This is a genomic window from Ectothiorhodospira lacustris, from assembly GCF_022227785.1.
Lineage (GTDB): Bacteria > Pseudomonadota > Gammaproteobacteria > Ectothiorhodospirales > Ectothiorhodospiraceae > Ectothiorhodospira > Ectothiorhodospira lacustris.
The window spans coordinates 1-12,662 of the sequence record NZ_JAJNQM010000001.1 but is presented as its reverse complement, the minus strand read 5'-3'; the positions used below and the strand labels follow the sequence as shown (position 1 = coordinate 12,662).

Genomic DNA, 12,662 nt, shown 5'->3' with positions numbered 1-12,662 from the left:
GGTTCAAGATTTGAGAGACTAGAGGATTATCAACATGAGTGCTGGAAACATCGTTGAAATTATCGGCGCGGTGGTGGACGTAGAGTTCCCCCGTGACGCCGTGCCCAAGGTCTACGATGCCCTCATGGTGGAGGAGGTCGGCCTGACCCTGGAAGTGCAGCAGCAGCTGGGTGACGGTATCGTGCGTACCATCGCCATGGGTTCTTCCGACGGCCTGCGCCGCGGCATCAAGGTGTCCAACAGCGGCAAGCCCATCTCCGTGCCCGTGGGCAAGGCCACCCTGGGCCGTATCATGGACGTGCTGGGCCAGCCGGTGGACAACGCCGGTGACGTCAAGGCCGATGAACACTGGTCCATCCATCGCGCGCCCCCCAGCTATGAAGAGCAGGCGGGCTCCACCGAACTGCTGGAAACCGGCATCAAGGTGATCGACCTGCTGTGTCCCTTCGCCAAGGGCGGCAAGGTGGGTCTGTTCGGCGGCGCCGGTGTGGGCAAGACCGTGAACATGATGGAGCTGATCCGCAACATCGCCATCGAGCACTCCGGCTACTCCGTGTTCGCCGGCGTGGGTGAGCGTACCCGTGAAGGGAACGACTTCTACCACGAAATGAAAGACTCCAACGTGCTCGACAAGGTGGCCCTGGTGTACGGCCAGATGAACGAGCCGCCGGGCAACCGTCTGCGCGTGGCCCTGACCGGTCTGACCATGGCCGAATTCTTCCGTGACGAAGGCCGTGACGTGCTGATGTTCATTGACAACATCTACCGTTACACCCTGGCCGGTACCGAGGTGTCCGCACTGCTGGGCCGCATGCCTTCCGCGGTGGGCTACCAGCCGACCCTGGCCGAGGAAATGGGTGTGTTGCAGGAGCGCATCACTTCCACTAAGAAGGGTTCCATCACCTCCATCCAGGCCGTGTACGTGCCTGCGGACGACCTGACCGACCCCTCTCCGGCCACCACCTTTGCTCACTTGGACGCCACCGTGGTGCTGTCCCGTCAGATCGCCGAGCTGGGCATCTACCCCGCCGTGGACCCGCTGGACTCCACCAGCCGTCAGCTGGACCCGCTGGTCATCGGTCAGGAGCACTACGACACCGCCCGTGCCGTGCAGAACACCCTGCAGCGCTACAAGGAACTCAAGGACATCATCGCCATTCTGGGCATGGACGAGTTGTCCGAAGATGACAAGCTGGTGGTGGCTCGCGCGCGTAAGATTCAGCGCTTCCTGTCCCAGCCCTTCTTCGTGGCCGAAGTGTTCACCGGCGCACCGGGCAAATACGTGTCCCTCAAGGACACCATTCACGGCTTCCAGGCCATCGTCAACGGTGAGTACGATCATCTCCCCGAGCAGGCCTTCTACATGGTGGGCAGCATCGAAGAGGCCGTCGAGAAGGCGGAGAAGCTCAACAAGTAATCGGGGGCACCCATGGCTATGACGTTTCACGTCGACATTGTGAGCGCGGAGGAGTCCATCTACTCCGGTACGGCTCACATGCTGGTGGCGCCGGCAGAACAGGGCGAGGTGGGTATTCTGCCTCGTCACTCCCAGTTCGTGGCATTGCTCAAACCCGGCGAAATCCGGGTGAAGGTGTCCGAGTCCGGAGAAGAGCATCACATCTTCATCTCCGGTGGTCTGCTGGAAGTGCAGCCCCATGTGGTGACTGTACTGGCGGATACGGCCATCCGCGCCAAGGACTTGGACGAGGCCGAGGCCCTGGAGGCCAAGCAGCGGGCGGAAGATGCCCTGGCCAACCGCCGGTCCGACTTCGACTATGCCAAGGCACAGTCGGAGTTGATTGAGGCTGCGGCGCGCCTGCGCATGATCCAGAAGTTGCGCAAGAGCACTAACCAGTAAGCAGTACCCGGGAACACACGGTCATGCCGACGGCATGACCGTGTTTCCGTTTCCGCGCACAACCCAAGGCAGGACTGCGGGTGACTATGGAAACCACCATCATCATCCTTGCCGCCGGGCAAGGGACACGTATGCGATCGGCACTGCCCAAGGTGCTGCATCCGCTGGGCGGACGCCCACTCCTTTCTCACGTCATCGAAACCGCGCACTCACTCAGGCCCGAGCGGCTTGCGGTGGTCTATGGCCATGGCGGCGACCAGGTCCGTGAGCGACTGACCGATGCCCCCGTCACCTGGGTGGAACAGCGGGAGCAGCGGGGCACCGGTCATGCCGTGGCCCAGGCCCTGCCGGTGGCCGGTCCCGATGACCGGGTGCTGATCCTCTACGGCGATGTCCCCCTGGTGAGTGCCGCGAGTCTGCAGGCCCTGCTGGACGGCCTGAACGACCATGCCCTGGCCGTGCAATCCATGATCCTGCCGGACCCCGCCGGCTACGGACGCATCATTCGCGACGACCGGGGCAGGCCCCTGCGCATTGTCGAACAAAAGGATGCCGATGCCGGAGAGCGGGCCGTGAATGAGGTCAACACCGGTTTCATGGCGGCCCGTCGCACCGCCCTGGCGAGCTGGCTGGACCAGCTCTCGCCGGACAACGCCCAGGGTGAGTTGTATCTCACCGATTGCATTGGTCTGGCGGTGGCCGAAGAGGTCCCGGTGACCGTGATCCCGGCCACGGATGCCGATGAGTTCATGGGCATCAACGACCGGGTGCAACTGGCAGCCATGGAACGCCTGTATCAGCGTCGTCAGGCCGAGGCCCTGATGCGCGCCGGTATCACCGTCATGGACCCCGCCCGGCTGGACATCCGCGGTACCGTCACCGCCGCCCGGGATGTCACCCTGGATGTGAACGTGATCCTGGAAGGCCATGTGGTGCTGGGGGAGGGGGCGCATATCGGTCCCCACTGCGTGCTGACCAATGCCCACGTGGGTCCCGGCGCGGTGATCCGCGCCCACAGTGTGATCGAAGACGCCCGCATCGGCCCCGGCTGTACCATCGGCCCCTTCGCCCGCCTGCGCCCCGGCACCGAACTGGACGACGGTGTGCATGTAGGCAACTTCGTGGAGATCAAGAAGAGCCGGGTGGGGCAGGGCAGCAAGATCAACCACCTGAGCTACGTGGGTGACACCCGGGTGGGCCGTCAGGTCAATATCGGCGCCGGCACCATCACCTGCAACTACGACGGGGTGAACAAGCACCAGACGGTGATCGGCGACCACGCCTTCATCGGCTCCAACACCGCCCTGGTGGCCCCGGTCACCATCGGCGAGGGCGCCACCATTGGTGCCGGCTCCACCATCAACCAGCCGGCTCCGCCGGGCCGGCTCACCCTGACCCGCGCCCCCCAGGAGACCCGCCCGGACTGGCAGCGACCGGTGAAAAAGCGCTGAGGTAGAAAACGCCCTTCTCCCCTCGTGGGAGAAGGGCCGGGGATGAGGGGGGAAGCCAAACCCAGCCACCCGGTCAAACCCATCCCTCACCCCAACCCCTCCCGAAGAGCGAGAGGGACCCGAAGACCAGCAGAGGCCAGCAAACCATGTGCGGAATCATCGGCGCCATCGCCCAGCGTGACGTAGAACCCATCCTTATCGAAGGCCTGCGCCGCCTGGAATACCGCGGCTACGACTCCGCCGGCCTGGTGGTCCTGAACCCGGATGCCGGCCTGCAGCGGGAGCGGGCCGTCGGCAAGGTGGAAGCCCTCGCCCAGCGCCTGGCCGGAGCCGGCCTGCGCGGCACCCTGGGCATCGCCCACACCCGCTGGGCCACCCACGGCAGCCCCACCGAATACAACGCCCACCCCCACATGAGCCGGGACCACATCGCCGTGGTCCACAACGGCATCATCGAGAACTACGCCGAGATCCGCAGCGAACTCAAGGCCAAGGGCTACACCTTTACCTCGGACACCGACACCGAGGTGATCGCCCACCAGATCATGGATTACTGCCTCCAGGGGATGGACCTGCTGGAATCAGTGCAGCGGGCGGTGACCCACTTCACCGGCGCCTATGCCCTGGGCGTGATTGCCCGCGACCAGCCCGACCGCCTCATCGCCGTGCGCCAGGGCAGCCCCCTGATCATCGGGGTGGGCATCGGCGAACACTTCATCGCCTCCGACATCCAGGCCATGCTGCCGGTGACCCAGCGTTTCATCTATCTGGAAAACGGCGATCTGGCGGAACTGCGCCGGGACCAGGTGCAGCTTTTTGATGCCGAACTGCGTCCCGTGGAACGTCCGGTCACCGAAAGCAGCCTCACTGCCAACGCCGCCGACCGGGGCCGCTACCGGCACTTCATGCTCAAGGAGATCCACGAACAGCCCCGGGCCGTGGCCGAGACCCTGGAGGGCCGCCTGTCCGGTGACGGGGTGCTGGAAGGTATCCTGGGTCCCGACTCCGAGGCCCTGCTCAAGCGGGTGAGGTCGGTCCAGATCCTGGCCTGCGGCACCAGCTACCATGCGGGTATGGTGGCCGCTTACTGGATCGAGGGTCTGCTGGGTCTGCCCTGCCGGGTGGAAGTGGCCAGCGAATTCCGCTATCGCCGCCATGCCGTACTGCCCGACTGCCTGCTGCTGACCATCTCCCAGTCCGGCGAAACCGCCGACTCCCTGGCCGCCCTGCGGCAGGCGCGGGAAGATGACTACCTGGGTTCTTTGGCCATCTGCAACGTGCCGGAAAGCTCCCTGGTGCGGGAGTCCGACATGGTCCTCATGACCCATGCCGGGCCGGAGATCGGCGTGGCCTCCACCAAGGCCTTCACCACCCAACTGGTGGCCTTGTTCCTGCTGGTCCTGGCCCTGGGTCGCCACCACGGCCTGGATGCCGCCCGCATCCGCCACTTCGTGGAACAGCTACGCGCCCTGCCGGCGGTGATGGAAAAGGTACTCCACCTGGACGGCCCCATCGAACGCCTGGCCATGACCCTGGTGGAAAAGCAGCACGCCCTGTTCCTGGGCCGGGGCTGTCATTACCCCATCGCCCTGGAAGGCGCCCTCAAGCTCAAGGAAATCTCCTACATCCACGCCGAGGCCTATCCCGCCGGCGAACTCAAGCATGGCCCCCTGGCCCTGGTGGACGCGGACATGCCCGTGGTGGTGGTCGCCCCCAACAACCCCCTGCTGGAAAAGCTCAAGTCCAACCTGGAAGAAGTCCGGGCCAGGGGTGGGCATTTGCTGGTCTTCACCGACGACGTGGAAGCCCTGGGCCACGATGGCGCCATCCAGAGCCTGGCGGTGCCGCCGGTGGACGATTGGCTTTCTCCCATCATCCACACCATCCCCCTGCAACTGCTGGCCTATCATACCGCCGTGCTCAAGGGCACCGACGTGGACCAGCCCCGTAACCTGGCCAAGTCAGTTACGGTGGAGTAGGGGGTGGCGTCTTCGATCCTATTTGTGTGGGATGAAACTTTATTTTCATCCCACAACCGTTGTCAGGATTGCGGGAATTGAAATCTGTCTGGCAGGTAGATACATATGTTGACACCTGTTTTCATGCCGACTATGGTAGGCGCATTGTGCGTCCATGGCGGTTGGCCGGGGGGGGGATATGCAAAGCCAAATCAAGCGTTGGGGAAACAGCGCGGCTGTGCGCCTGTCCAGCAAGATTTTGGCTCAAGCCAAACTGGACATTTCCAGCCCGATCACCATTGATGTGAAGGCCGGAAAAATTGTGATCGAGGCTGCCGAAAAGGCGCCGCGCAAGGTCAACCTTCCCTTCTCGGAAGCCGAGCTGCTGAAAGGGCTTGATGCCCATGGTGCTCACGCGGACGAGCTTGCCCGACCCTCCTCGGCCGAGGTGGGGGATTGATGGTTCAGTACGTTCCTGATCGAAACGATATTGTCTGGCTGGACTTCGAGCCCACCAAGGGCAAGGAGATCGGAAAATACCGACCAGCGCTGGTATTGTCATCCAGGCAGTACAACGGGCAGACTGGATTGCTGATCTGCTGCCCAATCAGCACAAGCATTCGCGGTACTGCCACCGAGGTTCCCGTGAGTAATCTGGACAAGCCTTCCGTAGTCGCGTCAAGCCTGATCCAGACCCTGTCCTGGAAAGACCGGAAAGCCGATTTCATCACCAAGGCCGAGAACGGCGTAATGGATCAGGTGCTGGTCCGCATTCTCCCCCTGATCGGGGCGGACAGCGTGATTGAGAAATTCGTTTCCTGACCCCGTTTGCAAACGCCACCTACCCGGCGTGATCGGGCAGGAACGCTCCGTGAAAGCCGAAGGGCAGGGGGATGGGCAGGGTGGCCCGCGCCCGTTCCTCCAGGGTGCGGGCATCCAGGATCAGCAGGTGACTGGTGCCGGCGGCGGCGTCCAGGATCACGCTCAGCAGCACGCCATCGTCCTCCTCGGTGGCGCCGGGTCTGGGCACGAACACCGGTTCGCCGGGGTAGCAGTCGGCCTCGCTCCAGGTCAGGTGCGTGCCGCGTCCGACATCTAGCTTCACCAGTTCATCCATCAGCGCCCCGGGGACATGGTTGCCGGTTCCGTAGACGTAACGATAGTCCCGTCCACTGCATCGGGTGGCATGGATGCGGGGTAACTCCAGGCCGCGTTCACCGAGCACGGTGCGGGTCGCGGTGCCCCGGCGGACATCCAGCGTGAAGCGCCAGGCCTCGCCGCAGGCCGGCTCCGTCCAGCCCCGGCGTAGGGGTTCCAGGTACAGGCGGCGGATGACGTCGGCATCCGGATAGGCGGCCAGATCCACCTGCAGCCGACCGGCCTGGTCCTCAAAGGCGTTGATGTGATGAAAGGCAAAGCAGGGCTCCCCGACGCAGGTGGCCAGGTGGGTGCCGCGCTGCCGGTCGAAGACCTGGAAGCGGGTGCCAAGCTCTGGTAGCCAGCGGAAGTTTTCGATGAACGGCCGGCCTGTGATCAGCATGTCCAGGGGCGTGACCACCAGCGGAAATTCGCTCAAGACCAGGTGGTGACGGGTGAGGGCGAAGCTGTGCATGTAGGCGGGGGTCTTCACCGGCAACCGGGCGATGATCCGGCGCCGCCGTGTGCCGGCGGGGATGCGGAACAGCAGGTATTCACTGTTGAGGCCGAACCGTATCCCGAAGCCGTAGAGATCCCCGCTGTGGCTGTCCACCATGGGGTGGGCCGTGCTCAGGTGCAGGTCGGTGGTGTCGGTGAAGGGCAGGATGCCCCGGGTCTCCAGGGTGTCCGGGTCGAAGGCCATGGGGAGGGGCGTTTCGGTCAGGCATACGACCTGGCCGGCCAGATGGGCAATGTTCACGTTGGCGTTGTCCGTGAGGACGGGCCGCACCAGACCCCGCAGGCGCTTGAGCAGGGAATGATGGGTGTCGGTGGCGAATCCCGAGCCCTGGATACGTCCGTTGTGCCGGGCCTGTTCCAGGGTGCGAGTGGCCAGATGCCGGTTGCGAAACCCCACGCGCCCGCCCCGCAGGGTGAAGGACTGCAGCATGGCCAGCCCGTCGAACCAGTGACGGCAGTGGTAGTCGCCGGTCTCGAACAGGCCTGGACCGTTGCGCAGCAGTACCCCCTTCAGCCAGTCGGGCAGGTGCCCGCGCAGGGGCAGGGCGTCCTGATCCACCTCCCGGCCCTGGGACGTGACACCCAGGTGATAGCCAACCCTTGCTGCCGTCATATCAAGCTCCCGTTCCGCCAACTGTCAAGATGCATGAGAGTCAACGCGAAAGAACCCGGATTCCATCGCAGATACGCCCCTCTCCCCGAGGGGCTTGGTGCAGCAACCCTGTTGTCTTCTTTCATCAAGGGTACATCGCCATCAGGATATATGAGGGTTAGAATGGTTCTACAGGATTTCCGCAAATGAATGAATCCGGAGGTGACCGTGTCGACCGAATCGCAACCTCGCCTTTACTATGACGCCTCCTGCGGGCTGTGCCGGAAGGAAATCAACAAACTGCGTCCCCGTCTGGAGCCACGGGTCCGGCTGATCGACATCAGTGCCGCCGATTTCCGGCCGCCCGAGGGCTATTCACTGGAAGCCCTGCTGACCCGCATCCATTATTTCGACGGTGAACGGATGCGGGTGGGCTTTGCCGCCACCCTGGGTTACTGGCGCGCGGCGGGCATGGGCAGGACCGCCGCCCTGTTGAGTCTGCCGGGGCTTTTCCATTGCGGTGACTTTGCCTACAACCAGTGGGCCAAATGGCGCCGTAGACACAGCAGTCAGTGTACGATCTGAAGATCATGCCCGCACCCGGTTCCTCCCATGAGTTCAATCCTGAATCCCGCCGTTCCCGCCTGGCTGAACCTGTTTCGCCGTGCCCCCGTCGTCGACGACACCACCCGCGCCTGGATCCGGGACGTTCACGCGTGGGCCATGGCACAGCAGGATGACCTGCGTCCCCTGGACCAGGCCCGCCTGGTCATGCCCATCCGCGAACATTTCCCGGCCCAGGTACAGTCACCCCACGAGGCCGCCGTGGCCACCTTTGCCGCCATTCGCCGCCATGCCGGGCTTGAAGCGGTACCGATGCAGCTGGTGCCGGCCGGTGACGGCACACGGTTTCCGGCGGTACCCAGCGAGACGGAGCCGCTGGTGCTTGAGTACGACCCGTTGCTGTGGACGAACCGTCAGGCCCTGGTGGCCCAGTTGGCCCGGGACCTGGCCGGCTGGTGGATGTACACGCGCTCCCGACCGGCACCGGCCCAGGCGGGCAACGAGACCCATGTGGCGGAGCTGATCGCGGTCTGGATGGGATTCGGGATTTTTATGGCCAACACCGCCTTCATCAGCCGGGTGGGCGGATGCGGCAAATGCGCCGGCCCGGCCATCGACCGGTCCGCCTCGCTGGGGCGCCCGGAGATCGTCTATGCCCTGGCCTGTTTCTGCCGCGACAGGAAGATTGCGCCCGGCGAGGCCAGATCCTTTCTGGAGCCCCCGTTGAAGGGACTGTTCCGCCAGGCGCTGCGGCTGGCGTAGGGAAGGCGATCTCTCAAAGCGGCCACACCACCAGCAGCAGGGGTATCGAGACCGCCACCACGATGATCTCCAGGGGCAGGCCCAGCTTCCAGTAGTCGCTGAAGCGAAAACCGCCGGGACCGAGTATCAGGGTGTTGTTCTGATGGCCGATCGGGGTGAGGAAGGCGCAGGAGGCACCGATGGCCACCGCCATCAGGAAGGAGTCGGGGCTCACGCCCAGCGCGGCGGCGGTGCCGATGGCAATGGGGCACATCACGGCGGCGGTGGCGGCATTGTTCATCAGGTCGGACAGGAACATGGTAACCACCAGGATCAGCGCCAGCCCGACAACGGCATGACCCTGCGCCACGTTCTCGATCAGAAGGCGGGCTATCAGGTCCGCCGTGCCGGTGGCCTCCATGGCGCCAGCTACCGGGATCAGGGCGCCCAGCAGCACGATCACCGGCCAGTCGATGGCATCGTACACCGCTCGCGGCGGCACGGTGCGCAGGGCCATGGAAGCAAGCACCCCAATGGCGAAGGACACCGCCGCCGGCAGCAGCCCGAAGGCGGCACCACCGATCGCAAACAACATGATCAGACTGGCCTCCCAAATCTTGCGCTTGTTGGGGATGCGCAGCTCCCGCTGGGCCAGGGGTACACAGGCATTGTCGGAAGCGAACTCCGAGATGGACTCGGGGGGACCCTGCATCAGCAGCAGATCGCCCGACTGGATCGCCATCGAACGCAGCCGCTTCATCGAACGCTTGCCCTCCCGGGACAAGGCCAGCAGGTTCACCCCATAGCGTGTGCGCAGAAGGATGTCGCTGGCCGAGCGTCCGGACAGGGGCGAGTTGGGCAGTACCGCCAGTTCCATCAGCACGATGTCACCGGATTTCAGCGGGGCTTCGGCGGCCTCGATGTCATCGCCGTCGCCGTCGCCGTCGCCGTTGTCCCGTTTGCCGGCCCTGTCCGCATCCTTGCCTTTTTTGTCCTTGGCCGCGGCGGCATCGGCCTTTGCATCCGCTTCGGGGAGGGCGTCCTTCTCGGGCTTGACCTCCTCTTCCAGCTTGAGACCGAGGATGGACAGCACATCGGTCAACGCATCGGCCTCGGCCTCGATCATCAGGATGTCGCCGGCATGCACCTTGCGCCCTGAATTGGCGGCGATGATGCGCACTTCCCTCTGTACCAGGCCGATGATCTGGGCATCGACATCGGCAAGCGCATTCTCGATCTCCCGTAGCCGCATGCCCGCGGCCTTGCTGTCTTCCATGACGCGTACCTCGGTGATATAGGCGCCGGATTCGAAGCCCTCGATGCCTGATTGCTTGCGCGCCGGCACCAGTCGCCAGCCGATCAGGGCAACGAACAGCACGCCCGCCAGCGCGACGGCCAGGCCGATCGGGGTGAAGTCGAACATGGCAAAACTGCCCGGCCCGGTTTCGGCGCGAAAACCGGAGACGATGAGGTTGGGTGGGGTGCCGATCAGCGTGGTCATGCCGCCGAGAATGGTGCCGAAGGCCAGCGGCATGAGTACCTGACCGGGGGTGAGTTCGAGTCGCTGGGACAGATGGATCGCCACCGGCATGAGCAAGGCCATGGCCCCCACATTATTCATGAACCCCGACAGGAAGGCCCCCAGGCCCATCAGCGCCATGAGACTGAGCATGCGTCCGGACTGGGCCGGCAACACGGTGCGCGCCAGCACGTCGACGGCCCCCGAAGTTTGCAGGCCGCGACTGAGCACCAGCACGCAGGCAACCGTGATCACCGCCGGGTGGCCGAACCCGGCGAAGGCCTCGCGGGCGGGCACCAGGCCCACCACCACGCAGGCCAGCAGGGCACCGGCCGCCACCATGTCGTGGCGCCAGCGTCCCCACAGGAACATGGCGACCGTTGCGGTCAGGATGGTCAGAATGAGCCATTGATCCTGTGTCATCGCGCGTCAGGTCCCTGGTGTCCGGGATGAATCAACTCAGCATTGCCCGCGGGCGGAGGGCAAATGTGTGTTGGGGGGTACGTCCTGTGCTGGGGAGCACGCCCACCATGTTCCGGGGCGCCCCCCCACCGTCACTCCCGCGAAAGCGGGAGTCAAGGACTTTCAGTGGATCACTGGATTCCCGCCTGCGCGGGAATGACTGTGTGCGTCTGGATTCCCGCTTACGCGGGAATGACGGGCCCGGAGCATTCAAAAGGGGGTATGCCCCCGCCCGCCCCCGCATGACCAGGGCAGCGACCTCCTGAAATACCCGCTTCGGCAAGGCGCCTCAGGCCGACAGTTTTGACGACACCTGTCCAAGACGCCCGGAGAGGGTATGCAGATGCCGGCTGGCCTGCTCGGTACGCTGCACGCTGTCCTGGTTGGTGGTGGCGATGTCGGTGATCTCCACCAGATTGCGGGAGATATCCTCCGCCACCGAGGTCTGCTCCTCGGCCGCCGTGGCGATCTGTCGGTTCATGTCCCGGATGGCTTCCACGGCGGCGGTGATCCGCTCCAGCATCGCTCCGGCCGCATGCACCTGCTCCAGTCCCGCGGTGCTGCTGCGTTGGCCTGTCTCGATGGCGCTCACGGCATCCAGAGCGCCGTTCTGCACCGTATCGATGATCTGATGGATCTCGGCGGTGGATTCCGCCGTGCGCCGGGCCAGGGTGCGGACCTCGTCGGCCACCACCGCAAAGCCCCGGCCCTGTTCCCCGGCCCGGGCCGCCTCAATGGCGGCGTTCAAGGCCAACAGGTTGGTCTGTTCAGCGATGCCCCGGATCACCTCCAGCACCTTGCCGATGCGGGCACTGTCCTCCTGCAGGCGGCGGATCACCTCGGCGGTGTTGCCGATCTCCCCGCTCATGGTGGTGATTCGTTCAATGGTGGTCTGCATCACCCGGTGCCCCTCGCCGGCGGCACGGTCGGCCTCATCGGCGGCGTCGGCGGCCTCGGCCGCGTGGCGAGCCACCTCCTGGGCGGTGGCGGACATTTCGTGCATGGCAGTGGCCACCTGGTCGGTACGGTCAAACTGATCCCGGGTGCCCTGGGCCATGCGGCCGGCAATGGTATTGAGTTCGGAACTGGCGCTGTCCAGGGCACTGGTGCTTTCTTTGAGGCTCTGAAAGGTCTCGGCCAGAAAATCCCGCAGCAGATTGGCGGCCGAGGCCAGACGCCCGAGTTCGTCCTTGCGCCTGACCTCCACCCGCCGGGCCACCCGCCCATGACTGAGTTCGTCGATATGATCGACGAGGTGATTGATGGGCAGGACGATGGCCCGGTTCACCATCCACAGGCTGAAGGCGGCCACCCCGGCAATGCCCGCGATCAGGATGATCCAGCCCAGCATCAGGGTCCGGCCGGCGGCATCGCTGATCCTCCCTGATTCCTGGGTGGCCCGCCGATGCAGGGTCTCCACCAGCGCGGTCATCTGCTCGGAGGCCGCCCGGTCGATACCCCGCACGGCGGCATCGCCAATGGCGGGATTCGCGCCCGCGGCCAGGAAACGCTCATTGCCCTGGCGATACGCCTGCCCCATGCGCTGGTGCTCGGTTCGCAGCGTCTCGATCTGGCGCAGAAGTTCCGTGTCGCCCATCTGCCGGGCGGTGGCCGCGGCCGCTTCCAGGCGTTGCTGTACCTGGGTTTCGTGGTTCTGGAAGCTGCGCCAGTAACGGTCATGGTCGGCGGGATTGGCCCCTCGGATCAGGACGTTTTTCCATTCCTGCACCTGTACCTTGAACTCCACATTGGCGGCGTCCACCTGGGTGGCAACCCGAATGGTTTCTTCCACCAGGGACCGGTACTGGCCCAACCCTTGCCCCAAGGCCACGAAGCAGGCGGCGGCCACGATCAGCACCAG

The 12,662-nt window shown here is 64.7% G+C and carries 10 protein-coding genes and 2 pseudogenes; 8 read left to right on the top strand and 4 right to left on the bottom strand.

Annotation, left to right across the window (positions count from 1 at the left end; genetic code table 11):
* Positions 1-34 precede the first annotated feature (34 nt).
* The 6 genes from atpD to LQ952_RS00030 all read left to right on the top strand — a co-directional run bounded on the left by atpD (position 35) and on the right by LQ952_RS00030 (position 6,089).
* A complete protein-coding gene (gene atpD / locus LQ952_RS00055) occupies positions 35-1,417 on the top strand; it encodes a F0F1 ATP synthase subunit beta (RefSeq protein ID WP_238620508.1) in 1,383 nt (460 codons plus the stop codon).
* Positions 1,418-1,429: 12 nt separating this feature from the next.
* Positions 1,430-1,858 (top strand): F0F1 ATP synthase subunit epsilon, encoded by a 429-nt coding sequence (locus tag LQ952_RS00050; RefSeq protein WP_238620507.1) that lies wholly within the window; start codon positions 1,430-1,432, stop codon positions 1,856-1,858.
* Between the two features lie 86 nt (positions 1,859-1,944).
* A complete protein-coding gene (gene glmU / locus LQ952_RS00045) occupies positions 1,945-3,309 on the top strand; it encodes a bifunctional UDP-N-acetylglucosamine diphosphorylase/glucosamine-1-phosphate N-acetyltransferase GlmU (protein ID WP_238620506.1) in 1,365 nt (454 codons plus the stop codon).
* A gap of 146 nt (positions 3,310-3,455) precedes the next feature.
* Positions 3,456-5,288 (top strand): glutamine--fructose-6-phosphate transaminase (isomerizing), encoded by a 1,833-nt coding sequence (gene glmS, locus LQ952_RS00040; protein WP_238620505.1) that lies wholly within the window; start codon positions 3,456-3,458, stop codon positions 5,286-5,288.
* Between the two features lie 178 nt (positions 5,289-5,466).
* Positions 5,467-5,727, top strand: coding sequence for an AbrB/MazE/SpoVT family DNA-binding domain-containing protein (locus LQ952_RS00035; protein ID WP_238375882.1), 261 nt, complete (start codon positions 5,467-5,469; stop codon positions 5,725-5,727).
* Positions 5,727-6,089, top strand: coding sequence for a type II toxin-antitoxin system PemK/MazF family toxin (locus LQ952_RS00030; protein ID WP_008932354.1), 363 nt, complete (start codon positions 5,727-5,729; stop codon positions 6,087-6,089). The genes LQ952_RS00035 and LQ952_RS00030 overlap by 1 nt, the downstream gene beginning before the upstream one ends.
* A 19-nt stretch (positions 6,090-6,108) precedes the next feature.
* Here the strand turns inward: LQ952_RS00030 and LQ952_RS00025 are convergent, their stop codons facing one another.
* Positions 6,109-7,536, bottom strand: a complete 1,428-nt coding sequence (locus LQ952_RS00025) for a carotenoid oxygenase family protein (protein ID WP_238620504.1) — start codon at positions 7,534-7,536, stop codon at positions 6,109-6,111.
* 207 nt (positions 7,537-7,743) lie between these two features.
* On the opposite strand from LQ952_RS00025, the gene LQ952_RS00020 reads away from it, so the two are divergent.
* Both LQ952_RS00020 and LQ952_RS00015 read left to right on the top strand, forming a co-directional pair.
* Complete coding sequence (locus LQ952_RS00020) at positions 7,744-8,100, top strand: thiol-disulfide oxidoreductase DCC family protein (protein ID WP_238620503.1); 357 nt, start codon at positions 7,744-7,746, stop codon at positions 8,098-8,100.
* Positions 8,101-8,127: 27 nt separating this feature from the next.
* A complete protein-coding gene (locus tag LQ952_RS00015) occupies positions 8,128-8,841 on the top strand; it encodes a hypothetical protein (protein WP_238620502.1) in 714 nt (237 codons plus the stop codon).
* Positions 8,842-8,854: 13 nt separating this feature from the next.
* Here LQ952_RS00015 and LQ952_RS16100 read toward each other — a convergent pair.
* The 3 genes and pseudogenes from LQ952_RS16100 to LQ952_RS00005 all read right to left on the bottom strand — a co-directional run.
* Positions 8,855-9,688, bottom strand: a pseudogene (locus LQ952_RS16100) (SLC13 family permease); the annotation flags it as partial.
* A 537-nt stretch (positions 9,689-10,225) separates the two neighbouring features.
* Positions 10,226-10,711: pseudogene (locus tag LQ952_RS16095) on the bottom strand (SLC13 family permease); the annotation flags it as partial.
* Positions 10,712-11,090: 379 nt separating this feature from the next.
* A partial coding sequence (locus LQ952_RS00005; RefSeq protein WP_238620500.1) for a methyl-accepting chemotaxis protein occupies positions 11,091-12,662 on the bottom strand: 1,572 nt, incomplete at its 5' end.